Source organism: Lentzea sp. NEAU-D7 (assembly GCF_026242055.1).
In the GTDB taxonomy this organism is placed as follows: Bacteria; Actinomycetota; Actinomycetes; order Mycobacteriales; family Pseudonocardiaceae; genus Lentzea.
Window position 1 is genome coordinate 72,980 of sequence record NZ_JAPJDL010000028.1, and the last position, 21,957, is coordinate 94,936.

The following is a 21,957-nucleotide window of genomic DNA, read 5'->3' on the forward strand; positions in this document are numbered from 1 at the left end:
CGGCCGCCAGGCCCGGATCCCGCGCCCCAGCCACTAAGCTGGGGCTTATGGGCGATTCGAAGGACGAGGACGAGAAGTTCCAGGAGGAACTGATCGGCCTCGACCCACACGACCCCGAGACGAAGGCGTTCGCCGACCATCTCGACAAGATGAAGCGGCAACGCCCGGGCTTCACCGTCGAGGACTACCTGGAGGGCGTGCAGGACTTCGCGGACTCGGCGAACCGCACGACGGGCCACCAGCGGCTGGTCGCCGTCATCGTCGTCGGGCTCATCCTGCTGGGCGTGCTCCTCACGATCTGGTTCGCACTCGGCGACATCATCGCCATCATCTTCTGAGTCGAACATCTTCTGGACACGGACGAGAACGAGACCTTAACGAGGCCTTACGGCGCCGCACCCCACAGCGCCGCCGGGAAGCCCTGAGAGCGCGCCGGAGTTATAAAGAGACATGGAACCTGTTGTCGGCGCCACCCCGAAAGTCGTGCGTTCCGAAGAGGAATGGCGCGCCCAGCTCAACCCCGCCGAGTTCGCGGTGCTGCGGCAGGCGGGCACCGAGCGTCCATGGACCGGCGAGTACACCGAGACCAAGACCGAGGGCGTCTACGAGTGCCGTGCCTGCGGAGCCGAACTCTTCCGCAGCGACACCAAGTTCGACTCGCACTGCGGCTGGCCGTCGTTCTTCTCGCCGCTGGCCGGGGACTCGGTCATCCTGCGCGAGGACCGCACGCTCGGCATGAAGCGCGTGGAAGTGCTCTGCGCCACATGTCACAGCCACCTCGGGCATGTTTTCGAGGGCGAGGGGTACCCGACCCCGACGGATCAGCGGTACTGCATCAACTCCGTCTCCTTGAAACTCGTTCCGTCCGAATAGGAGACTGAGCGCAGTCCGGTCGCCAAGGAACCGGACGGACCTGGGAGGCACCATGATCTTCCGCATCGCCCTGCGCGGCACTGACGGTGAAGGCTCCGGAGGAGTCGACGGCGGCTCGTCCAGCTAGCCACCACCTGACGGCGGCAGGGGACCGGCAACCCTAAGGCTTCGTCAACAAGCCTTGTGAGGCTGTGGCGCGGACCACACCATTGACCCACCGAAGCACTTTCGGGGCAGTCAGGGGGTGGGTCGAATGCCAAGACCTTGGGGATTGTCCGGACCGGAGTTCCTTCAGCTGTACTGGATCGGGCTGGCACTGGCGGTGCTGGTCGCGATCGTCGTCCGGGTACGCGCGCGGGCGGGTCACAGTACCCAGCCCGTGCGCTCTCTGGACATGGACGAGCTCGCGTTCCTCGCGGGCGGTCCCAGGCGCGTGGTCGAGACGGCCGTCGCGCGACTGCTCACCTCGGGTGAGCTCAGGACTTCACGGCGTGGCACCGTTCAGGCCACGTCCACCACTCGGTCGCTCAACCCGGTGGACCGCGCGGTCATCACCGACTGCCAGCGCTACACCAACCGCACGGTCGCGCTGATGATCCCCTCCGTCGCGGCGGATCCCGTGGTCACGGGCATCGGCCGGCGGCTCGAGGACATGGGTCTCCTGGCCGGCTCGGACGTCGTGAAAAGCGCCACGCGCAAGGGATCCGTTCCCCTCTGGGTGCTGCTCGCGATCGGGGTCGCGCGCTGGGTCAACGGCGTCGCGGTCGACGCGCCCGTCGGCTGGCTCACGCTGCAGCTCGTCCTCACCGGCGTGCTGATCCTGCTCCTGACCCGCCGCGGCAAGGCGCTCGTGCGCACCCGCAAGGGCAACGAGGTTCTCAACGACGCTCGCCGCACGAGCACCAGAGCGGCAGGAAGCGTGGACGAGGTCGTGTACGCGGGCGCGGCCGGCGCGGTCCTCTTCGGCGGTCTCCTCGTGTACCCGGACCTGGCGGTGCGCACCTCGTTGCTCGCCTCCTCCGGTCCCAGCGGCTACAGCGGTGGCGGCTACAGCACGTGTTCGACCGGCTCGTCTTCGTGTTCGAGCGGAAGCAGCTGCGGCGGCGGTGGGGGTGGAGGCGGCTGCGGCGGTGGTGGCGGCGGCTGAGCCGTTGTCCGGACTTTTCAGGTAACAACAGGAACCCAGGGGTAGATCTCACGTCGAAGAGACACCGACACCAGTGAGGGGAGTGCTGATGTCCGAGTCTTCGGCACCGCACCGGACCACGTGGTCCGCGGAGGAGATCGGGTTCCTGGCAGGGGGCCCGGGAAGAGCGGCACACGCCGCCCTCGCCCGGCTGATGGACGGCGGTCTCGTGCGCGTCTCCCGCGAGGGACTCGTGACCGCCGTTCACCAGAACGGTTACGGTGCCTCGACCCCGCTGGAGGCGTACGTCCTCGCCGGACTCCACGGCACCGCTCGTCCTGTCCCCCAGGTGATCCAGGTGGCGATGGCGAGCCACGAGATGGGCGCGCTGGCGCAGAGCCTGGTCGCTCGCGGAGTCGTGCAGCCCCGCTGGGGCAGGCCCGACGGCGGCAGGAACGCGCTGCGGGTGGTGTTGTTCCTCCTGGCCTTCATCTCGATCTTCGTCGCCTTCGCGGTCGAGCCGTGGGTGTTCGTGCTGAGCGGGATGCTGTTGATGGGGGCACTGCTGTTGCGCAAGCCGGGCAGGCTCACGGCGAACGGCAGGACCGTGGTGCGGTACGCCTTCCGGAGCACGCGCAGCCGCGCGGAGCACGTGGCGTTGTTCGGACTGCGATCGGGCAGGCCCGGCATGAAGACGTCCACTCCGCTCGTCGGCAGCGGCAGTTGCGGTTCGTACGACTGGAACCACCACAGCTGCGCCGGCTCGTCGAGCTGTTCGAGCAGCAGCTCCAGCGGTTGTTCCAGCAGCTCGAGCAGTTGTTCCAGCAGTAGCAGCAGCAGCTGCGGCAGTTCGAGCAGCAGCAGTTGCAGCAGTTCCAGCAGCTGAGGGGGGTGACTGGTGGAAACACCGGCAGCACAGAGGACGTGGCTGTCCGCGGAGGAGGCAGGCTTCCTGACGGCCGGTCCCCGGCGGGCAGCGGAGACCGTTATGGCCCGCCTGATCGACACAGGTCTCGTACGGGTCTCCCGCGACGGGCTCGTCTCCGCGGTGCACCAGAACGGCCACGGCGCCACCACGTCGGTCGAGGCGCGGATGCTGAGCCACGCGCGGACCGCCGTCCGGATCGACGAGATCGTGCAGTCGATCGCGAAGAGCCCGGAGGTGGCCGACCTGTACCGGCACCTGTTCAGCCGCAGGCTCATGCAGGTGCCCCGCCGTCGCGGTGAGGGCTGGTGGTTCTCCCTCGCGGTCGCGGGCCTGCTGACCTTGGCGGGCTTCGTCTCGCCGGCGTTCTTCGTCGGCGTGCCGGTCGCCCTGTGCTTCTCCTTCCTGCAGTACGGAAGGAGCCCTGTCACCAAGGCCGGCAAGGACGCGCTGAAGCACGTGACCGCGCACGACAGGGTGCACGCGGTGGCGCTGCACGGGTTCAGCGGCAGGACCGGCGGGCAGAACGTCGGCGAGTTGTTCGACCTCCCGCAGGAGGTCGTGAAGCTGATCCCGCCCAGGTCGCGCAGGCCCGGGAAGCGGTCCAAACCGGACGGTGGCGGGTGCGGTTCGGGGTCGAGCTGCAGCAGCTGTGGTACCACTTCCGGCGGTTGCGGCGGTTCGAGCGGTTCGAGTTGCGGCGGCAGCAGCGGCTGTGGCGGCGGAGGAGGCGACTGATGGCGGCACCGACGGCAGCGCGCGGAACGCGGTTGCCCCCGGAGGAGATCGGCTACCTGGTGGCAGGACCCGGCCGGGCGGCGGAGACCGCACTGGCGAGGCTGCTCGACGCTGGCCTGGTGCGGGTGTCTCGCGACGGCCTCGTGTCCGCGGTGCACGAGACCGAGCTGGGCACCTTGACCGCGGTCGAGACCTTCATCCTCGTCCACCTGCGCAAGGCGGCCCGGTTCGACGCGGTCGTGCGGAACGCCGCGAAGAGCCAGGAGATGCGGACGCTGCACCAGCAGCTGCGGGCACGCCGGCTGACCCGCGAAGCCCGCCCCCGGCTCGCGGTGTGGTGGGTCTTCCTCGCGTTCGGCGTCCTCCTGGGTCTGCTCGCCCTCCTGGAGCCGTGGACGCTCTTCGGCGCGGTGGCGTTCCTGGGGGTCGGGTTCTGGACGTACGGCGCGAAACCGCTCACGAGGGCGGGCCGGGCGGCTTTGAAGGGCGTGACCGCGAGCGACAGGGTCCTCGCGGTGGCGTTGGAAGGCTTCCGCGGCAGGATCGGCAACCAGAGCGCCGGCGAGCTCTTCGGGCTGCCGCAGAGCGTGGTCAAGATGTTGCCGCGCAAGAGGAAGAAGAGGACCGGCAACCGCGGCGGCGCAGGTGCGGCCGGCTGTGGCAGCGGGTGTGGCAGCAGCAGCTGCGGAACCAGCAGCAGCTGTTCATCGGGCGGCAGCAGTTGCGGCGGCGGCAGCAGTTGCGGCGGCGGTGGCGGAGGAGGCGACTGATGGCGGGCATCAAGGACCTGGGTGTCGGCATCGGCTGGCGTTCCGAGATCGACCTGACCGTGGAACGGCTGCCCGGCGTGGACTTCGTCGAGGTCGTCGCGGAGAACCTCCACATCGGACACCTGCCGGAGTCGGTGACGCTGCTGCTGGAACGCGGCGTCCCGGTGCTCCCCCACGCGGTGTCGCTCTCGCTGGGCAGCGCCGACCAGGTCGACCTCCACCGGGTCGAGCACCTGGGCGCCGTCGCCGAGGCGGTCGGCGCGCCGATGGTCAGCGACCACGTGTGCTTCGTGCGGGCGGGCGGGCTCGACTCCGGCCACCTGATGCCGGTGCCGCGCACCAAGGACGCGCTCGACGTGCTCGTCGCGAACGTGAAGCTGGCGCAGCGGAACCTGCCCGTGCCGCTCGCGCTGGAGAACGTCGCCGCGCTGCTGGAGTGGCCGGACGGCGAGCTGTCCGAAGGCCAGTTCCTCGCCGAGCTCGTCGAGCGCACGGACTGCTGGCTGCTCGTGGACGTCGCGAACCTCTACGCGAACGCCCGCAACATCGGCACGGACCCGGAGCGGTTCCTCGACGAGATCCCGCTGGAGCGCCTGGCCTACGTGCACGTGGCCGGTGGCGAGCAGCACGGCGACATCTACCACGACACGCACGCGCACGCGGTTCTGCCGCAAGTCCTGGAAGTGCTCGACGAACTGTGCTCGCGCGTCGCCCCGCCCGGTGTTCTGCTGGAGCGGGACGACAACTACCCGTCCGACACCGAAATCGCGAGCGAACTGGCCGCGATCCGCGCGGTGGTGGACAAACACCGTGGCTGAAATCGTGGAAGAAAATGACCTTTCGTCCGCACGCGAAAGGCTTGCCTCCCGGCAGGCCGAGCTGCTAAATGCATTGCTCGCCAACGGACCGGCACCGGCGGGATTCGACGAACAACGCCTCGGCGTCGAACGCCGGGCGTTGCTGTCGAAACGGCGCGGCATCGTGCGGATGCTCGGCCCTGCGGTCGCCGACGAGCTCGGCGACCGGTTCCGGCCGCTCTTCGACGCCTACGCCGCAGATCACCCACGTCGTGCCGGGTCTCGCGCGCGCGAGGATGCCGCGGCGTTCGCGGAATGGTGCCGCGCCTGCGGCGAACTGCCGGAAAAGCTCAAGGCGCGCTGGAAGTTCTGGCAGTCGAACTGACGGGCGAGCGATCCGGGGGCCAGAATCCCCCGTTCGGCCCTGTGTGACCCCCAGCACCATCGATACGTTCGAAAGGGTTGGGGGTCTTTTTCGCATTGCCTTCGCTTTGCCGCGAAAGGCCTTCCGGCCTGCGCGGACCACAGCGCGCAGAATTCGGCCCACGAGGGGATTCGAATGCGCGGAAAAACGAAAGTGCTGGGCGCCGTCACGGCGCTCGCCCTGACCGCGGCACCGGCCGCCACAGCCGCGGCCGCTCCACCGGCGGGCACCGCCCCGCAGAAGACCGCCGACGAGGTCACCCTCGTCACCGGCGACAGGGTCCTGCTGGGACACGACCGGCAGGTGGTCGCGATCCAGCCCGGTGAGGGCCGCGGGACCATGGCCTTCAAGACCGCCCGCACCGCGGACGGTCACACGATGGTCGTGCCGAAGGACGCGTTCGGGCCCCTGGCGGCGGGCCGGCTCGACCGCAGGCTCTTCGACGTCACCACGTTGCTGGAGTTCGGCTACCGCGACCGCATGCCGTTGATCGTGGACGGCCGGGCGAGACTCGGCGCCAGGTCCTCGGACGACTGGGCGGCGCTCAAGGCCGAGGCGGCGACCGGTGACAAGGTCTGGCTCGACGGCATCCGCAAGCCGAGCCTCGACCGCAGCGTCGCCCAGATCGGCGCGCCGGCGGCCCACCAGAAGGGCATCACCGGCAAGGGGATCAAGGTCGCGATCGTCGACACCGGTGTCGACGAGAAGCACCCGGACCTCGCCGGTCAGCAGATCGCGGAGAAGAACTTCACCACCGACCCCGACAACACCGACGTCGTCGGCCACGGCACGCACGTCGGGTCGACCGTCGCGAGCCACGACTCGCGGTACGGCGGCGTCGCACCGGGCGCGCAGCTCATCGACGCGAAGGTCTGCGTCGAGTTCGGCTGCCAGGAGTCCTGGATCCTCGACGGCATGCGCTGGGCGGCGGAGCAGGGCGCCCAGGTCGTCAACATGAGCCTCGGCGGCGGCGACACCCCCGAGATCGACCCGCTGGAGCAGGCCGTCAACGACCTGACGGCCCAGTACGGCACGTTGTTCGTCGTCGCGGCGGGCAACTCGGGTTCGCCCGGCTCGGTGAGCTCGCCCAGCACGGCGGAGGCCGCGCTGTCGGTCGGCGCCGTCGACCGCGACGACAAGATCGCGTCGTTCTCCAGCAGGGGCCCCCGAGTCGGGGACAGCGGGCTGAAGCCCGAGGTGACCGCACCGGGCGTCGACATCGTCGCCGCCAAGGCCGGCAGCGCGGACCACTTCGCGGCCAGCGGCACGTCCATGGCGACGCCGCACGTCGCGGGCGCGGCGGCTCTGCTCAAGCAGCAGCACCCGGAGTGGACGCCGGCACAGCTCAAGTCGGTGCTCGCGACCACGGCCAAGCCCACCGAGGGCGTCAGCGCGTTCGACCAGGGCGCCGGGCGCATCGACGTGGCCAAGGCGATCGGGCAGGTGCTGACCGGCGACGTCACCGTCAACCTCGGCCTGCACGAGTGGCCGCACGGTGACGACAAGCCGGTGACCAAGCCGATCACCTACGCCAACCCGACGGACGCGCCGATCACGCTCGACCTCGCGTTCAAGGGCAGTGCCCCGGCGGGCATGTTCACGCTGGGCGCCACGAAGGTCACCGTGCCGGCCAAGGGCACCGCGTCGGTGAACGTCACCGGCGACTCGCGCGCCGGCACCCAGGACGCCGCGTACGCGGGCGAGGTCGTCGCCACCTCCGGCACGCACACCGTCCGCACCCTCGTCGGCATCGACCGCGAGGTGGAGAGCTACACCCTCACGATCGACATGATCGGCCGCGACGGCGGGAACTCGGACGCCTCGTTCACGTTCCTGGTCGGTCTGGACAACGACACGTTCAAGCCGGTCGCCGGTACGGGCGACGTGAAGATCCGCCTGCCCAAGGGCACGTACTTCCTCGACACGACGCTGTACAACGGCGAGCGCGGCATGGACCTGCTCTACCAGCCCACCGTGGAGCTGACCGGCGACACGACGGTCACGCAGGACGCCCGCCTGGCCCAGCCCGTGTCGATGAAGGCGCCGGAGGAGACCGGTGACTTCACGCTCGGGATCATCGCCTTCCGCCGCGCGGTCGGCGGCGAGAGCCGCCTGCAGGGGACGATGCTCGTGTTCGGCGGCTTTGAGGGCGTCGCGGTCGCACAGGCCGGCGGGCCGTTGCCGCCCGGCGACCTGTCGTCGCTCGCGATGCTGCAGGCCAACACCACGGCCGACCCGCACACGTTCTACCGGCTCGCCTACCCGGTTCCCGGCGGTCTCCCCGTCGGCTTGGCCAAGGCACCCGCCCAGAAGGACCTGGCCAAGATCAGGTCCACCATCGGCGGCCAGAAGCCGGACAGCCAGGCGTCGAAGGGCGAGCTGCCGTTGTCCCCGCAGGGGCTGAGCGGTGGCACCGCCCTCTACCCGGTGGCGCCGGGCGCGACCGCGGTCGACTACGTGACCACCGAGGACGTGCGCTGGCGGTCCGCCGTCATGACGCGCCACGCCAACGGCGCCCAGGAGCGCATCACCTCGGGGCTCCGCACGTACGAGGCCGGCAGGACCTACGAGGAACGCGAGGTCCGGCCGGTGTTCTCACCGGGCCTGCCCGAGGCCGAGTACGGGTTCATCGAGCGGTACGGCACGCAGCTCTACGTCAGCCCGCCGATGACGAGCGACGGCACGCACGGCGAAGGAACGTCCACTGTGGACACAGCGAGGGCCGCCCTGTACCGCGACGGGGTTCTGGTCGGTGAGACCGACACCCCGGGCGGCCTGTTCTCCGGGCTGCCGCTGGCACAGGGAGACTTCCGCGCCGAGGTGAGCCTCGACCGGAGCTCGCAGTTCGAGTTCAGCACCAAGGTGTCGGCGGTGTGGAACTTCACGTCCAAGGGCACCGAGGGCAAGATCGACGCGCCTTCGCTGCCGGCGGTGAGGTTCGAGCCGAGGCTCGACGCCGGCGGCGCGGTACCCGCGGGCACGTTGCAGCGCGTCGGACTGCTCACCCAGTCGCAAGGTCACGCGGGCAAGGTGCGCGTCACGGGGGTCGAGTACTCGCACGACGACGGCACGTCGTGGCGCCGCGCGGGTGTGGTGGGCAACAGCGCGTTGATCTACCACCCGGCCGGCGCGAAGTGGACCTCCCTGAAGGCCACCGCGAAGGACGCCAACGGCCACACCGTCGAACTCACGGTGATCCGCGCCTACAAGGTGGCGTAGGAGAACGGAAAGGGCCGCCAGGACGGTGTCCAGGCGGCCCTTTCGCCGTCGTTACGGCAGGTTCAGCACGAGCTCGGCCGCCGGCACGCGGGTGCCCGTGTAGAACGGGATCTCCTCGCGCACGTGCAGCCGCGCCTCGGTGCCGCGCAGGTGCCGCATGAGGTCGACGATGCGGTGCAGTTCGTCGGCCTCGAACGCGAGCAGCCACTCGTAGTCGCCGAGGGCGAACGAGGCGACGGTGTTCGCGCGCACGTCCGGGAAGTCGCGGGCCTCCTTGCCGTGGTCCGCCAGCATCTTGCGGCGGTCCTCCTCCGGCAGCAGGTACCACTCGTAGGACCGCACGAACGGGTAGACGCAGACGTACTTGCGCGCCTCCTCACCCGCGAGGAACGCGGGGATGTGGCTGCGGTTGAACTCCGCGGGGCGGTGCAGGGCGACCTGCGACCAGACCGGCGTGGAGACCTTGCCGAGCGGGGTGCGGCGGAAGCCCGTGTAGGCGGCCTGCACCTGCTCGATCTCCTCGGCGTGCCACCAGATCATGAAGTCCGCGTCGGCGCGCAGCCCGGCCAGGTCGTAGACGCCGCGCACGACGACGCCCTTGCCCTCCAACGCGTCCAGGTAGTTCTGGGTCTCACCGGCGGCGGCCGAACGGTCGTCCGGCAGCTTGCCGGGTTCGACCCGGAACACAGACCACATCGTGTAGCGGATGGTGTCGTTGAGCTCGTTGTAGTTCAGGCGCGCCATAGGTCCATCTTGGCACGGGCCCCTCAGCGGCGAACGCGGCCCAGCAGGTGTGCTGCGACACGGGCCGCGGCCGCGTCGGCGGTCGCGATGCAGGCCGGCACGCCCACTCCGTGCAGGGTGGCGCCCGCGACGGCGAGACCCGGCACGTCGGCGATGCCGCGTTCGATGGTGTCCACCAGGTCGACGTGGCCGACGCCGTACTGCGGCAGGCCGCCGCCCCAGCGCTGCACCACGTAGTCGATCGGCGCGGCCCTGATGCCCGTCAGCTCGTGCAGGTCGTTGCGCACGGCCTTGACGAGGTCGGCGTCGCTGCGCTGCAGGAGCGCCGTCTCGCCGTGCCGCCCGACCGAGCCCCGCAGGATGACCGGTTCGCCGTAGTGCGCCCACTTGCGGCTGGAGAACGTGAACGCCTTCGCGGTGAAGGGGGTGATGCGGTCGGAGTACCGCTCCCCCTCCGCGATCAGGACGCCAGAGCGCCGCGGCAGTTCGGTGCCCGGCGGCAGCGCCAGCGCGACGACCGCCATCGAGGCGACCTCGACCTTGCCGTACGCGGCGGACACCTGCGGGGCGATCTCGTGCAGCAGCTTGCGCGCGGACGGCGCCGGGACCGCGAGGACCACGCCGTCGCACTCCAGGTACTCCGGGGTCGCGGCCGAGCCGATCTCGAGCCGCCAGCCGGCACCGAGCCACGACAGCACGCGGACCGGCAGACCGAGCCTGACCTCCGGCTTCGCCACCTCGGCGAGCCTGTCGACGAGCGACGACACGCCGCCGGCGAGGCTCGCGAACACCGGCGGGCGCGCGGCACGGGGCTGCGGCGGCGCCGGCATCATCATCGCGGCGGCCGCGAGCAGTGAGCCGACGCCCTTGTCCAGCAGCGTGGCGATCTGGGGCATCGTGGCACGCAGGCCGAGCTCGTCCGCGCGGCCCGCGTAGACACCGCCCAGCAGCGGGCTGACCAGGCGGTCCGCGACCTCCGGGCCGAACCTGTCCTTCACCAGCGCGCCGACCGCGACGTCGCCACCGCGCAGTTCGATCGACGGCAGCGTCGGTTCCATCTCGACCCGCAGCGCGCCCTCGGACGACAGCATGTGCCGCACCGTCTCGACGCTCGCCGGGACGCCCATGAACGTGTGCGCGGGCAGCTGGTGCGTGCGCCCGGAGGCGTGCACGCTCGCCTTCGCGTCCGTGGGGTGCACGACGTGGCCGGTGAGACCGACCTCGTTGATCAGCTCCTGCGCCTCGGGCTTGCGGTGCAGGAACGCCTCCGCGCCCACGTCGAACCGCACGCCCGCGAGCTCGGTCGTGCGCAGCTTGCCGCCGAGCCGGTCGGACTGCTCGATCACCGTGATCCTCGCGGCGGGTCCGAGCAGCATCCTCAACCGGTGTGCGGCGGCCAGACCGGAGATGCCTCCCCCGACGACTGCGACGTGCGGCGCTCTGGCGTGCATTACAAGCTGTGGATCAGTTCGACGGTCCGGGTGATGATCTCCGGATCGGTGTCGGGCAGCACGCCGTGGCCGAGGTTGAAGATGTGGCCCGCGGCGGCCTTGCCCTCGGCGTGGATGCGGCGCACCTCGCGTTCGACGGCCTCGAAGCCCGCGAAGAACAGCGCCGGGTCGAGGTTGCCCTGCACGACCGGCTTCGGCAACTCGGGGTTCGCCTGCTCGAGGCGCCGCACGGCGACGTCGAGGGGGAGGCGCCAGTCGACGCCGACGACGTCCGCGCCGGCCTCGCGCATCGCGGGCAGCAGTTCGCCGGTGCCGACGCCGAAGTGGATCCGCGGGACGGTGGTGATCGTCTCCAGGACGCGCTTCGAGTGCGGCAGAACGAACTCGCGGTAGTCGCGCTCGGACAGCGCGCCCGCCCACGAGTCGAACAGCTGGACGGCCTGGACGCCCGCGTCGAGCTGCGCGTGCAGGAACGCCGCCGTGACGCCGGCGATCTTGGCGAGCAGGGCGTGCCACAGCTCCGGGTTGCCGTGCATGAGCGCCTTGGTGCGCTCGTGGTTCTTGCTCGGCCCGCCCTCGACGAGGTAGGAGGCCAGCGTGAACGGCGCTCCCGCGAACCCGATCAGGGCGACTTCCTGCGGGAGTTCCTTGAGCAGCAACCCGATCGCGTCCGCGACCGGCTGGACCTGCTCGGCGTGCAGCTCGGGGAGAGCCTCCACGTCGGCGAGCGTCCTGACCGGGTTCGCGACCACGGGACCGGTGCCCGCGACGATGTCGAGGTCGACACCGGCGGCCTTGAGCGGCACGACGATGTCGGAGAAGAGGATCGCGCCGTCGACCCCGTGCCGCCGGACGGGCTGCATGGTGATCTCGCAGACCATCTCCGGGTCCATGCACGCGTCGAGCATGGCGGTGCCCTGGCGGAGCGCGCGGTACTCGGGGAGCGACCGTCCCGCCTGCCTCATGAACCAGACAGGGGTGTGCGACGGGGTGCCGCCACGAGCGGCCACGAGGAGGGGGACTTGAGTGCTCATATCTCTTTCATGGTCCCACGTCCCGGCGTGCCGCCATCACTCGGCCGGATTGCGAGGCATACAGTCAGTTGTGTGACCGAGCCGGAAATCTTCCGCCGGGCGGTGGGGACGCTCAAGTCGGTTCGCCACAGGCCCGAGATCGAACTCACCGAAGTTCGCCCACCGCAGCGGCTCGCTCCGTGGGCGTACGCGCTGACGGCTGAGGTCACCGGCCCGTCGGACGAGCTGTCGACCGGAAGACTCGTGCTGCTGCACGACCCGGACGGCGACGAGGCGTGGGGCGGTGTCCTGCGCGTCGTGGCGTACGTCCGCGTCGAACTGGACCACGAGCTGGCGTCCGATCCCCTGCTGCCCGAGGTCGGGTGGTCGTGGCTGACCGAGGCGCTGGAGCAGTCCGGGGCCGGGTTCACCGCGCTGGGCGGGACCGTGACGCAGACGTCGTCGGCCCGGTTCGGCGACATCGCGGGTCCCGCGCGCACCGACGACCTGGAGCTGCGCGCGTCGTGGACCGCGCTCGACGGGGAGCTCGCCGAGCACGGCACCGCGTTCTACGAGCTGATGGCGACGGCCGTGGGGCTGCCGCCGGTCGGGGTCACCCTCTTCGGTCAGCGCCAGCCCTAGGCCATGTACTAGCCGGCGTCCGCTTCCCGCAGGACCCGCAGGACGTTCGCGCCGGCGAGCTTGGCGCAGTCGTCCTCGGACCAGCCCTTGTCGAGCAGCGCGCCGAAGAGGCTCGGGTAGGTCGAGACGTCCTCGAGGCCCTGCGGCAGCGTCTGGACGCCGTCGTAGTCGCCGCCGACACCGAGGTGGTCGACGCCGACGACCTCGCGGGCGTGGTCGAGGTGCAGGACGACGTCGTCGAGCGTGGCGACCGGCTTCGGGTGTTCGACGATCCACTTCTCGCCGAACGCCTTGCGCTCATCCATGTCGGCGTGGTTCGCGCCGGCGGCCGTCATGGCCTCACGAAGGGCTGCGTCCCATTCAGCGACACGAGGTGAGACGAAGTCCGGCACGAATGTGATCATGGCCACACCGCCGTTCGCCTTCAACTTGACCAGGACGTCGTCCGGGATGTTGCGCGGGTGGTCCGCGACGTGGCGGCACGACGAGTGGCTGAAGATGACGGGCTTGACGCTCGTGTCGAGCGCGGCGTGCATCGTGCTGGGCGCGACGTGGCTCAGGTCGACGAGCATGCCGATCCGGTTCATCTCGCGCACGACGTCGCGGCCGAACTCGGTGAGCCCGCCGTGTTCGGGCTGGTCAGTGGCGCTGTCGGCCCACGGGGTGTTGTCGTTGTGGGTCAGCGTCATGTAGCGGACGCCCAGGCGGCGCAACGCCCGCAGGACACCGAGTGAAGAGTTGATGGAGTGGCCGCCCTCAGCCCCGAGGAGGGAGGCGACACGCCCGGTGGAGAAAACTTTTTCGGCTTCCGCGGCGGTCGTCGCGACGCCGAGGTGGTCGGAGTACCGCTCCGCCAGCTCGTAGACCAGTTCGACCTGCTCCAGCACGGCGGTCACGGCTCCGTCGCCCGCGAGCCTGCCGGGAATCCAGACGGACCAGAACTGCATCCCCAGGCCGCCCTCGCGCATTTTCACGAGGTCCGTGTGCAGGCTGGGATGACGCTCGGTGAGATCGATCTTCGCGGCGGTCGTGTAGACGTCCTCGCCCGTTCCGTCGCCGAACTCGCGCAGGGCCCACGGAAGGTCGTTGTGGCCGTCGACGAGGGGGAAACGCTGCAGCAACGCCCGCGCTCGTTCGAGACCGGAACTGCTAGGCACAACCAACTCCAAGATGTCGTTCCGAGAGGGGCTCGCGTTACACCCCCTATCTAGTTGTCATCCAATCGTGTGACACATGGGGCCATCTGTCACAACTCAATAGGGATAGATACCCGATTGATCGTCCCGTAGACCCGCATGGGCGGCTACGCTGCCCCAGACGACACCACTTTCGGTCGATCAGTGGCGCGGCTGATTGGACGAAAGTCTCCGGTGCCGGTCGGGGGGCACGACCGACTCCAGGGAGGTAGTGACGTGGCTGCCGTCGGCTTAGGTCAGGCCGTTCGTACCACGCCAGCCGGCTCGTTGCCGGCGAACATGGTCCCGCACCCGCGGGAAGAGCTTTTTTCAGTGCTGGTGGTCGACGACCACCCACTGCTGAGGGAGGCGATATCAGCTCGGCTCACGCAAATGGGAGCCGGGACAGTGCATGAGGCCGCATCGGTGGCAGAGGCTCGGGCGCGGGCACTTGCAACCGGTCCTTGCGACCTCGCGATCCTCGATCTGGGTCTGCCGGATGGCACCGGCATCGACCTGGTCACGGAACTCCGTGCCCAGGGCTGGCCCCGCATCGTGGTCCTCGCATCCTCCGACGACCCCTACGCGGTCAGGTCGGCCTTCCAGGCGGGCGCCCAGGCGTACCTCCTGAAGTCCGCCTCTCCGATGGTGGTCACCGACGGGGTGCGCAGGGTCCTCGATGGTGGCGTTTACGCAGATCCGAGCGTGGCACCAGTACTCGCAGCGGGTACTCGGGTGCCGGGCACGGACAACACGCCGCGGGAACTCTCCGCGCGTGAGGTCGAGGTGCTCCAGCTGGTCGCCGATGGCCAGAGCAACAAGGAGATCGGCGAGGCTCTGAGCCTGTCCGCGTTGACGGTGAAGTCTCACCTGTCGCGGATCGGCCGGAAGCTGGGCACAGGAGATCGCGCTCAGATGGTCGCGCTGGCCATGCGTGCCGGCGTGATCCGTTAGATACCGGTTTGAAGCACTGAACCGGCCGAGAACACCTGTGAGTGGTGCGATCGTCGTAGGGTCATCCGCTGTGGATGTACCCGCCGACGAGCCAACCGCACCAACCGGACCAGAACCGGTACCGCTGACGGAACCTGCTGATGGGGTCCCGCCCGTGGTCGCCGATCCAGCTGCGCTCCGGCGAGCCGCTGATGCGCTCGCCGGGGCGAAGGGCCCGGTCGCGGTGGACACCGAGCGAGCCTCGGGCTACCGCTACTCACAGCGTGCCTATCTGGTGCAACTGCGCCGGGAAGGCGCCGGCACCTGGTTGGTCGACCCGATCGCCCTGGGCGGACGGCTAGACCCCCTTGTGCAGGCGCTCGATGGCACTGAGTGGGTGTTGCACGCGGCGTCTCAGGACCTGCCGTGCCTCGCCGAACTCGGGCTGCGACCCGACGTGTTGTTCGACACCGAGCTGGCGGGCAGGCTGGCTGGGTTCGAACGTGTCGCACTGGGCACGCTGGTGGAACGGCTACTCGGTTACAGGCTCGAGAAGGGGCATGGCGCGGCCGACTGGTCGCGCCGGCCCCTTCCTGCCGACTGGCTGACGTACGCCGCTCTCGACGTGGAGCTGCTCGTGCAGCTGCGCGACGTTCTCGAAGCCGAGCTGGAGCGCCAGGGCAAACTCGCCTGGGCGCTCGAGGAGTTCGAGGCGGTGCGGACGGCGCCGTTGCCGCGCCCCCGCACCGACCCCTGGCGACGCACGTCCGGTATCCACCGCGTGCGCAACCAGCGGCAGCTGGCCCTCGTGCGCTCGCTGTGGGAAGCCCGCGACGCCGTGGCCCGCGAACGCGACATCGCCCCCGGCCGAGTCCTCCCGGACTCCGCCCTGATGGAGGCAGCCGCCCGCAACCCGGCCAACGAGGCCGAACTGCTCGCCCTTCCGGTCTTCCGGGGCCGAGCCCAGCGCCGCATGTCCGGCGTCTGGATGAACGCCCTGCGCAAGGCAGGCGCCCTGGCGAAGTCGGAGCTGCCGGAGCCCGCGGGCCAGCACGACGGCCCGCCCCCGCCCAACCGCTGGGCGGACAAGGACCCGGACGCCGCGGCCCGCCTGGCCGCGACCAGGGCGGCGTTGGCGACCATCGCCGAGGCGAACACCCTGCCGGTGGAGAACCTGCTGCTGCCCGACCTCGTGCGCCGCACCTGCTGGCAACCGCCGGCCGACCTCTCGCCCGAGTCCGTGGCCACCGTGCTGCGCGACGGGGGCGCCAGGTCGTGGCAGATCGAGCTGACCCTGGACGCCCTCACCAAGGCGCTGACAGCGACAGCACCGACGCCGTCCGACTCCGACTGACATCCGACAGATCAGCTGCCGTGCGCGACCCGCTCACGCACGGCAGCTGATCTCCATGCCGTCCTCGACGGGGAACGCGACGCTGACGTACCCGTTCGCCGGATCACGCACGTACTCGAGGTATCCGGCCATCGAGTCCTGGTCGATGTCGTCGGCGACGACGAGCGCACCGGGCGCGAGCCGCGGCTCCAGGTCCCGCAGCACCGGCAGGCACAGCTCCTTCCACCCGTCGAGCAGCACCAGCCCGATCGGCCCCGCGAGATCGGCCAGCGTGCGGCGAGCGTCGCCGGGCAGGATCGTCACGACCCCGCCGAGCCCCGCCTCGTCGAGGTTCTTCCGCGCCGCGGCGACCTTCGCCGCGGACATCTCCGTCCCGTAGACGTGCCCGCGCCCGTTGTCCGCGACGGCCGCCGCCAGGTAGAGCGTCGAGATCCCGAACGACGTGCCGAACTCGACGACGGTCTCCGGCCGGCTGGACCGGACCAGCCCGTACAGGAGCTCCCCGCCGCGGGCCGAGATCGGCATGTAGACCCCGGCCAGCGCATCGGCGCGCTCCTGCGCAGTCCCGGTGCGCACCACGTCCCACGGCGCGTCGACGCCGTCGTCGGCCCCGGCCGCGCCGAAGAGCCGGTCGAGCACCGAACGAACCCGCGTCTCGTGCAAGGTGATGGTCATGCCGACCAGAGTAGACGCAACGTTGCGTCTAGCCTAGCCCTGGCTACAGTACGCCTCCTGGAGGTGGCGATGGGGAGCAGCACCGCGCATCGCGGAAACCGGCACGGCCGCAGCGAGGAAGCCAGGCAGGCCGTTCTGGAGGCCGCCGACGACCTGCTGGCCGAACGCGGATTCGCCGGCGTGACGATCGAAGGCATCGCCGCCCGCGCCGGCGTCGCGAAGCAGACGATCTACCGCTGGTGGCCGTCCAAGGTCGACGTGCTGCTGGAGGCGTTCACCGAGGACATGGCCGAACACCTCACCCCGCAGGACACCGGCGACCTGGGCACCGACCTGCGCGCCCACCTGGCGACCCTGGCCGAGTTCCTCACGACCTCGGACCCCGGCGCGGTCTTCCGCGCCCTGACGGGCCAGGCCCAGCACGACCCGCAGCTGGCCGCCCGCCTGCGCGACGACCACCTGAGCCACCAGCGCGACCGCGACCGCCTCCCCCTGCAGCGCGCGATCGAACGCGGCGAACTCCCCGCCGACCTGGACGTCGAGGCGGCACTCGACCACCTGGTGGGCCCGATCCACTACCGCGTCCTGGTCACCGGCTCCCCCGTCCCCCGCACCTTCACCGACGACCTGGTAGCGGCCTTCCTGCACCGCCACCAGCGATGATCGGCACCGCCCGCCTCGACCTGCTCCCGCTGCGGGCCGGCCACGCCGCCGAGATGGCCGAGGTGCTGGCCGACCCGGCGCTGCACGCGTTCACCGGCGGCACCCCGCTCTCCCCGGAGGACCTGCTCGCCCGCTACCGGCGGCTGGCCGAGGGCTCCCCCGACCCGACCGTGCGGTGGCTGAACTGGGTGATCCGGCTCCGCGACGAAGACCGCCTGACCGGCACCGTGCAGGCGACCATCACCCATGCCGACGCGTCAGCCGAGATCGCGTGGGTCGTCGGCACGCCGTGGCAGGGCCGCGGCATCGCCCGCGAAGCGGCCCGAGGCCTCGTCACCTGGCTCGCCACCCAGCAGGTCCGCACCGTGATCGCACACGTCCACCCGGACCACCACGCGTCCGCCGCCGTCGCCGAGTCCGCCGGCCTCGCCGCCACCGACGAGGTCCACGACGGCGAGACCCGCTGGCTCCTCCACCTCCCCTGATCCGACCCCTTGCAACGGCTCGTTTGCGGACGACGTCAAAAGACTCATTGCTAAGCTGCAGGTCAAGGGTGGTGTCGGACGAGCAGATCGGCCGACACATCAGTCGGCCATGCGCTCACCGAGTCGCCGCGCGAGGTCCGCCACCTCGTCGTCGGGCAGGTCGAGGACGCCGCGCGAAGCCTCGAAGACGGCGATCTGCTGATCTTCGTAGGGCACTCCCGGCGGCAACGGCGCGAGGTGCCAGTGGACGTGCCGGTTGGCCTGCTGGCTGCCGAGCGACAGGACGTAGAGCCGTTCGACGGGCAGCAACGAGCTCAACGCGGTGCCCGCTCGGTGCACGACGCGTTGGATCGCCGCGTACTCGTCGGGGGTGAAGTCGGCGATGACGTGCTCGCGGTGGTCGACGGGCGCCACCAGGAAGTGGCCGGCCACCGAGGGGAACCGGCTCGCGAAGACGATCGCGGTCTCGTCGCAGTGGGCGACGTGGTGCGGGTAGTCCGGGTTGCCGGCGAGGAGCTCGCAGACGAAGCAGGCCCGGCGGGCGAGCGCCAGGTAGCCGGCGGAGTCCCAGGGCACGCGAGTGGTCATCATCCAGCTCTACCCGGTCGTCGCCGGAAGTGCGGTCGGCTGGGGTGCCAGGAGCGTTGACAGTTGCCGTTGCGAAATATCGGGGCGCGGTGACGGACATATGCCGCCGAGCAGTTGTCCGTCCCCAGGAGAGGCCTCCCTTGACACCTCATCTCCCCCTCGCCGTGGCCGGCCTCGTGCTGGCCACCGCCCTGAGCGGCGCCACCCCCGCCGCCGCGACCACGGCCGGGACCACCACGACCGGTGCGAGCCGCCCGGCCTCCGGTCAGCTGTGGATCACCCTCATCACGGGCGACCAGGTGCTGACCGACGGCAAAGGCAAGCCGATCCAGTTCAAGCCGGCACCAGGCCGTGAGCACATCGCGGTCTCCACGAGAGAGGACGGCGCGCACCTCTACGCCGTGCCCGCCGACGTGGAACCGCTGATCAGCGAGGGCCGGCTGGACCGGCGCCTGTTCGACCTCGCTCTCCTGAGCAGGCCCGAGTACACCAAGCGCCGGGGTCTCGGCTTGCTCGTGTCGGCGGGGTCCGGTCTGCCGAGCGCGCGGTCGTTCAGCCGCATCGGCGTGGACGCCGTCACGGTGACCGCCGACACCGCGCCGGACGTGTGGAAGTCGCTGGCGAACGGGCGCAGTGCGAAGACCACGATCTGGCTGGACGCGGTCCGCACGGCGGCGCTCGACCGCAGCACCGCCCAGATCGGGGCGCCACAGGCGTGGCAGGCCGGGTTCGACGGCAAGGGCGTGAAGATCGCCGTGCTGGACACCGGCGTCGACAACACGCATCCGGACCTCGCCACGCAGGAGGTCGCCGAGAAGAACTTCTCCGACTCCCCCGACAACCAGGACCGCGTCGGGCACGGCACGCACGTCGCGTCCATCGCGGCCGGCACCGGGGCGAAGTCGGGCGGGAAGTTCCGGGGCGTGGCTCCCGGCGCGCGCATCCTCGACGGCAAGGTGCTCGGCGACGACGGGTCCGGCTACGACTCGGGGATCCTCGCGGGCATCGAGTGGGCGGTCGAGCAGCAGGCGGACGTCGTCAACATGAGTCTCGGCGGCGACGACGGCCCGTTGCTCGACCCGATGGAGATCCTGGTCAACAGGCTCTCGCAGGAGACCGGCACGCTGTTCGTGATCGCGTCGGGCAACTACGGGCCGAACTCCGTCGGTTCTCCCGGCAGCGCGGACGCCGCGCTCACCGTCGGCGCCGTGGACCGCGACGACAGGCTCGCGAGCTTCTCCAGCACCGGCCCGCGCAACGGTGACGGCGCCATCAAGCCGGACATCACCGCTCCCGGCGTCGGCATCGGCGCCGCGGCGGCGGGCAGGCTCGGCGAGACCATGCCCAGCCCGGCGGAGGGCTACGTCTCGCTGAACGGCACGTCGATGGCCACCCCGCACGTCGCGGGCGCGGCGGCCATCTTGGCGCAGGCGCACCCGGACTGGCGTGGCGACCAGATCAAGGCGGCGCTGATGGCGTCGGCGAAGCCGGGCGCACACACCCCGTTCGAACAGGGTGCCGGGCGCACGGACGTCGCCCAGGCGATCAAGCAGACGATCTCGTCCGGTTCGGTCTCCTTCGGCACGGCGCTGTGGCCGCACCACGACGACGTCCCCATGACCAAGAACGTCGTCTACCGCAACGAGGGCGACCAGCCGGTGACCCTCGCGCTCAAGGTCGACACGGCAGCACCTCAGGGCTTCTTCACGCTCAAGGACGCCACTCTGACCGTGCCCGCACACGGCACGGCCACCACCACCCTGACCGCGGACACCAAGCTTGGCGGGGACGCGTCCGGCACGTTCAGCGCGTACATCAACGCGAGCGGCGGCGGCCAGTCCGTCGTCACTCCTGCGGCCGTGACGCGCGAGCCCGAGCGCTACACCCTCACGGTCAAGGCGATCGGCCGCGACGGCAAGCCCGCCGCGAACTGGGGCGCGAGCCTGCAGGGCGTGACCGGGGACGCGACGGGCGCCTACGCCGGACTCGGCACCGGCCTGGAGTCGCTGCGCGTCGCCAAGGGCCGCTACCTGCTCGACGGCCACCAGTGGGTCCCCGCCGACCAGCCGACGCCGTACTACAGCTGGTTCAGCGGCACGAACATCGAGGTCGGCGCCGACACCACGATCACGCTCGACGCCCGCCAGGCCAAGCCCGTCGACATCGGACTGCCGGGCAAGCCGGCCGAACGCCACTCGTACATCCGCGTGGGCCACAAGATGCCGTCGATGGAGTACGGCTTCGGCCTGCTCGGCGTGCCGCTCAGCGTCCTGAGCACCGCGCACGTCGGTCCCGAGGGCAGGTCCGGCGAGATGAACGAGCTGGTCATCGCCTCCTACACCGGCGACGGCCACGAGGAGTTCCACGTCGTCGACCAGAACACGACGCTCACGAAGTTCTGGACGGGCTACCGCAAGCAGCTGAAGTCCAAGGACCTCGTGACCATCACGGCCTCGGCGGGCGCCACCGCCGAGGGACGCACCGGCTACCTGCACGCGCAGGCCGAGGTGGGCGACAGCCCGCTGTTCGGAGTGGCGTTCGGGTACGCGCTGCCGCACACGCGCAAGCTGAACCTGCACTCCCCCGGCAACACCTGGAGCCTGCGCTTCGAGCAGGACCACGGCGACGTCACCGAGGCGTACTGGAACGGCGAGAACGAGCAGTTCAAGCCGGGCCGCACCTACAAGAAGACGTTCAACACGGGCGTCTTCGGCCCGGTGCTGACCGACGAGCGCCGCGTCGGCCTCTACCGCGACGGGGACATTCTCTTCGGCAGCCTGCCTTTCTTCGCGGACGGCCAGGGCCGATCCGGCGGTTCGGTCGTGGAGTCCGGGTCGACGGTGCTGAACACCGGCGGCACGGTGGTCGACTCGACGGACCGGCCGCTCGACCTGGAGACGTTCTTCTCGATGCCGCAGACGCCGGGCCGCTACGAGCTGACCACCACGGCGAACCGCTCGGGCGTCGCGGCGATCAGCACCTCGGTCACCACGACGTGGGGCTTCGACTCGGCCACGACCCCGGGCGTCACGCAGGTGCCGTTGACCATGGTCAGGTTCACCCCGAAGCTCGGCCTCGACGGAACGCTTCCCGCGCACCGGTTCCAGCAGATCCCGCTGACGGTGCAGGGGCAGACGAGGTCGCTGACCGCGCAGGTGTCCTACGACAAGGGCGTGACCTGGCAGAAGGCCTTGGTCTTCGGCGACTCGCTGTTCGTGGTCAACCCGGCCAGGGGCGGCAGCGTCTCGCTGCGGGCCACGGCCGTGGGCAAGGGCGGTGACTCGGTCACCCAGACCGTGATCAACGCCTACCTGACGAAGTAGGCCGGGACGGCGATGCGCCCGCACCAGGGCGCATCGCCG

General features: G+C 70.4%; 21 protein-coding genes. 15 read left to right on the top strand and 6 right to left on the bottom strand.

Annotated features, from left to right (window positions below; genetic code table 11):
- The first annotated feature begins 47 nt into the window (after nucleotides 1-47).
- From ORI60_RS38830 to ORI60_RS38870, 9 genes are all read left to right on the top strand, one after another.
- The gene (locus ORI60_RS38830; protein ID WP_266043020.1) at nucleotides 48-338 is read left to right on the top strand and encodes a hypothetical protein; all 291 of its coding nucleotides are present in this window, start codon (nucleotides 48-50) and stop codon (nucleotides 336-338) included.
- 112 nt (nucleotides 339-450) lie between these two features.
- On the top strand, nucleotides 451-873 hold the full coding sequence (gene msrB, locus ORI60_RS38835) for a peptide-methionine (R)-S-oxide reductase MsrB (RefSeq protein ID WP_266043021.1): 423 nt from the start codon (nucleotides 451-453) through the stop codon (nucleotides 871-873).
- Nucleotides 874-1,126: 253 nt separating this feature from the next.
- On the top strand, nucleotides 1,127-2,020 hold the full coding sequence (locus ORI60_RS38840; protein WP_266043022.1) for a TIGR04222 domain-containing membrane protein: 894 nt from the start codon (nucleotides 1,127-1,129) through the stop codon (nucleotides 2,018-2,020).
- 88 nt (nucleotides 2,021-2,108) lie between these two features.
- Nucleotides 2,109-2,885 carry a TIGR04222 domain-containing membrane protein gene (locus ORI60_RS38845; protein ID WP_266043023.1) on the top strand — a complete coding sequence of 259 codons (777 nt, stop codon included), beginning with the start codon at nucleotides 2,109-2,111 and terminating at the stop codon, nucleotides 2,883-2,885.
- Nucleotides 2,886-2,897: 12 nt separating this feature from the next.
- Nucleotides 2,898-3,662, top strand: a complete 765-nt coding sequence (locus ORI60_RS38850) for a TIGR04222 domain-containing membrane protein (RefSeq protein WP_266043024.1) — start codon at nucleotides 2,898-2,900, stop codon at nucleotides 3,660-3,662.
- On the top strand, nucleotides 3,662-4,432 hold the full coding sequence (locus ORI60_RS38855) for a TIGR04222 domain-containing membrane protein (RefSeq protein ID WP_266043025.1): 771 nt from the start codon (nucleotides 3,662-3,664) through the stop codon (nucleotides 4,430-4,432). The genes ORI60_RS38850 and ORI60_RS38855 overlap by 1 nt, the downstream gene beginning before the upstream one ends.
- A complete protein-coding gene (locus ORI60_RS38860) occupies nucleotides 4,432-5,250 on the top strand; it encodes a DUF692 domain-containing protein (RefSeq protein ID WP_266043026.1) in 819 nt (272 codons plus the stop codon). The genes ORI60_RS38855 and ORI60_RS38860 overlap by 1 nt, the downstream gene beginning before the upstream one ends.
- Complete coding sequence (locus ORI60_RS38865) at nucleotides 5,243-5,614, top strand: hypothetical protein (RefSeq protein ID WP_266043027.1); 372 nt, start codon at nucleotides 5,243-5,245, stop codon at nucleotides 5,612-5,614. Before ORI60_RS38860 ends, ORI60_RS38865 begins: the two co-directional genes overlap by 8 nt.
- Nucleotides 5,615-5,788: 174 nt before the next feature.
- Nucleotides 5,789-8,872, top strand: a complete 3,084-nt coding sequence (locus ORI60_RS38870) for a S8 family peptidase (protein WP_266043028.1) — start codon at nucleotides 5,789-5,791, stop codon at nucleotides 8,870-8,872.
- 51 nt (nucleotides 8,873-8,923) lie between these two features.
- Here ORI60_RS38870 and hemQ read toward each other — a convergent pair whose 3' ends face one another.
- The 3 genes from hemQ to hemE are packed head-to-tail and all read right to left on the bottom strand — an operon-like array spanning nucleotide 8,924 to nucleotide 12,101.
- Nucleotides 8,924-9,616 carry a hydrogen peroxide-dependent heme synthase gene (hemQ, locus tag ORI60_RS38875; protein ID WP_266043029.1) on the bottom strand — a complete coding sequence of 231 codons (693 nt, stop codon included), beginning with the start codon at nucleotides 9,614-9,616 and terminating at the stop codon, nucleotides 8,924-8,926.
- Between the two features lie 23 nt (nucleotides 9,617-9,639).
- Nucleotides 9,640-11,067: a protoporphyrinogen oxidase gene (gene hemG, locus ORI60_RS38880; protein WP_266043030.1), complete on the bottom strand. Its 1,428-nt coding sequence runs from the start codon at nucleotides 11,065-11,067 to the stop codon at nucleotides 9,640-9,642.
- The gene (gene hemE, locus ORI60_RS38885; protein ID WP_266043031.1) at nucleotides 11,067-12,101 is read right to left on the bottom strand and encodes a uroporphyrinogen decarboxylase; all 1,035 of its coding nucleotides are present in this window, start codon (nucleotides 12,099-12,101) and stop codon (nucleotides 11,067-11,069) included. The genes hemG and hemE overlap by 1 nt, the downstream gene beginning before the upstream one ends.
- Nucleotides 12,102-12,173: 72 nt before the next feature.
- Here hemE and ORI60_RS38890 point away from each other — a divergent pair, with 72 nt between their 5' ends.
- Nucleotides 12,174-12,722, top strand: a complete 549-nt coding sequence (locus tag ORI60_RS38890) for a DUF3000 domain-containing protein (protein WP_229905701.1) — start codon at nucleotides 12,174-12,176, stop codon at nucleotides 12,720-12,722.
- A gap of 8 nt (nucleotides 12,723-12,730) precedes the next feature.
- On the opposite strand, the gene ORI60_RS38895 is transcribed toward ORI60_RS38890, so the two are convergent.
- Nucleotides 12,731-13,879, bottom strand: coding sequence for a dipeptidase (locus ORI60_RS38895; RefSeq protein WP_266043032.1), 1,149 nt, complete (start codon nucleotides 13,877-13,879; stop codon nucleotides 12,731-12,733).
- A gap of 318 nt (nucleotides 13,880-14,197) precedes the next feature.
- Here ORI60_RS38895 and ORI60_RS38900 point away from each other — a divergent pair, with 318 nt between their 5' ends.
- Together ORI60_RS38900 and ORI60_RS38905 are read left to right on the top strand one after the other, a co-directional pair.
- Nucleotides 14,198-14,851 carry a response regulator gene (locus ORI60_RS38900; protein ID WP_181320591.1) on the top strand — a complete coding sequence of 218 codons (654 nt, stop codon included), beginning with the start codon at nucleotides 14,198-14,200 and terminating at the stop codon, nucleotides 14,849-14,851.
- Nucleotides 14,852-14,921: 70 nt separating this feature from the next.
- Nucleotides 14,922-16,184, top strand: coding sequence for a ribonuclease D (locus ORI60_RS38905; protein WP_266043033.1), 1,263 nt, complete (start codon nucleotides 14,922-14,924; stop codon nucleotides 16,182-16,184).
- Between the two features lie 33 nt (nucleotides 16,185-16,217).
- Here the strand turns inward: ORI60_RS38905 and ORI60_RS38910 are convergent, their stop codons facing one another.
- The gene (locus tag ORI60_RS38910) at nucleotides 16,218-16,859 is read right to left on the bottom strand and encodes an O-methyltransferase (RefSeq protein ID WP_266043034.1); all 642 of its coding nucleotides are present in this window, start codon (nucleotides 16,857-16,859) and stop codon (nucleotides 16,218-16,220) included.
- 69 nt (nucleotides 16,860-16,928) lie between these two features.
- Between ORI60_RS38910 and ORI60_RS38915 the strand changes: the two genes are divergently transcribed.
- Together ORI60_RS38915 and ORI60_RS38920 are read left to right on the top strand one after the other, a co-directional pair.
- On the top strand, nucleotides 16,929-17,522 hold the full coding sequence (locus ORI60_RS38915; RefSeq protein ID WP_266043035.1) for a TetR/AcrR family transcriptional regulator: 594 nt from the start codon (nucleotides 16,929-16,931) through the stop codon (nucleotides 17,520-17,522).
- Nucleotides 17,519-18,007 (top strand): GNAT family N-acetyltransferase, encoded by a 489-nt coding sequence (locus ORI60_RS38920; RefSeq protein ID WP_266043036.1) that lies wholly within the window; start codon nucleotides 17,519-17,521, stop codon nucleotides 18,005-18,007. Before ORI60_RS38915 ends, ORI60_RS38920 begins: the two co-directional genes overlap by 4 nt.
- Nucleotides 18,008-18,106: 99 nt before the next feature.
- Here ORI60_RS38920 and ORI60_RS38925 read toward each other — a convergent pair whose 3' ends face one another.
- Nucleotides 18,107-18,595: an HIT family protein gene (locus ORI60_RS38925; protein ID WP_266043037.1), complete on the bottom strand. Its 489-nt coding sequence runs from the start codon at nucleotides 18,593-18,595 to the stop codon at nucleotides 18,107-18,109.
- A 140-nt stretch (nucleotides 18,596-18,735) separates the two neighbouring features.
- On the opposite strand from ORI60_RS38925, the gene ORI60_RS38930 reads away from it, so the two are divergent.
- Nucleotides 18,736-21,918 carry a S8 family serine peptidase gene (locus ORI60_RS38930; protein WP_266043038.1) on the top strand — a complete coding sequence of 1,061 codons (3,183 nt, stop codon included), beginning with the start codon at nucleotides 18,736-18,738 and terminating at the stop codon, nucleotides 21,916-21,918.
- Nucleotides 21,919-21,957 lie beyond the last annotated feature (39 nt).

What these genes read in the sequence shown, in the direction of transcription:
- ORI60_RS38830 (WP_266043020.1), top strand. Translation starts at nt 48, where the DNA reads ATGGGCGATTCGAAGGACGAGGACGAGAAGTTCCAGGAGGAACTGATC.
- msrB (WP_266043021.1), top strand. Translation starts at nt 451, where the DNA reads ATGGAACCTGTTGTCGGCGCCACCCCGAAAGTCGTGCGTTCCGAAGAG.
- ORI60_RS38840 (WP_266043022.1), top strand. Translation starts at nt 1,127, where the DNA reads ATGCCAAGACCTTGGGGATTGTCCGGACCGGAGTTCCTTCAGCTGTAC.
- ORI60_RS38845 (WP_266043023.1), top strand. Translation starts at nt 2,109, where the DNA reads ATGTCCGAGTCTTCGGCACCGCACCGGACCACGTGGTCCGCGGAGGAG.
- ORI60_RS38855 (WP_266043025.1), top strand. Translation starts at nt 3,662, where the DNA reads ATGGCGGCACCGACGGCAGCGCGCGGAACGCGGTTGCCCCCGGAGGAG.
- ORI60_RS38860 (WP_266043026.1), top strand. Translation starts at nt 4,432, where the DNA reads ATGGCGGGCATCAAGGACCTGGGTGTCGGCATCGGCTGGCGTTCCGAG.
- ORI60_RS38870 (WP_266043028.1), top strand. Translation starts at nt 5,789, where the DNA reads ATGCGCGGAAAAACGAAAGTGCTGGGCGCCGTCACGGCGCTCGCCCTG.
- hemQ (WP_266043029.1), bottom strand. Translation starts at nt 9,616, where the DNA reads ATGGCGCGCCTGAACTACAACGAGCTCAACGACACCATCCGCTACACG.
- hemG (WP_266043030.1), bottom strand. Translation starts at nt 11,067, where the DNA reads ATGCACGCCAGAGCGCCGCACGTCGCAGTCGTCGGGGGAGGCATCTCC.
- hemE (WP_266043031.1), bottom strand. Translation starts at nt 12,101, where the DNA reads ATGAGCACTCAAGTCCCCCTCCTCGTGGCCGCTCGTGGCGGCACCCCG.
- ORI60_RS38900 (WP_181320591.1), top strand. Translation starts at nt 14,198, where the DNA reads ATGGTCCCGCACCCGCGGGAAGAGCTTTTTTCAGTGCTGGTGGTCGAC.
- ORI60_RS38910 (WP_266043034.1), bottom strand. Translation starts at nt 16,859, where the DNA reads ATGACCATCACCTTGCACGAGACGCGGGTTCGTTCGGTGCTCGACCGG.
- ORI60_RS38915 (WP_266043035.1), top strand. Translation starts at nt 16,929, where the DNA reads ATGGGGAGCAGCACCGCGCATCGCGGAAACCGGCACGGCCGCAGCGAG.
- ORI60_RS38920 (WP_266043036.1), top strand. Translation starts at nt 17,519, where the DNA reads ATGATCGGCACCGCCCGCCTCGACCTGCTCCCGCTGCGGGCCGGCCAC.
- ORI60_RS38925 (WP_266043037.1), bottom strand. Translation starts at nt 18,595, where the DNA reads ATGACCACTCGCGTGCCCTGGGACTCCGCCGGCTACCTGGCGCTCGCC.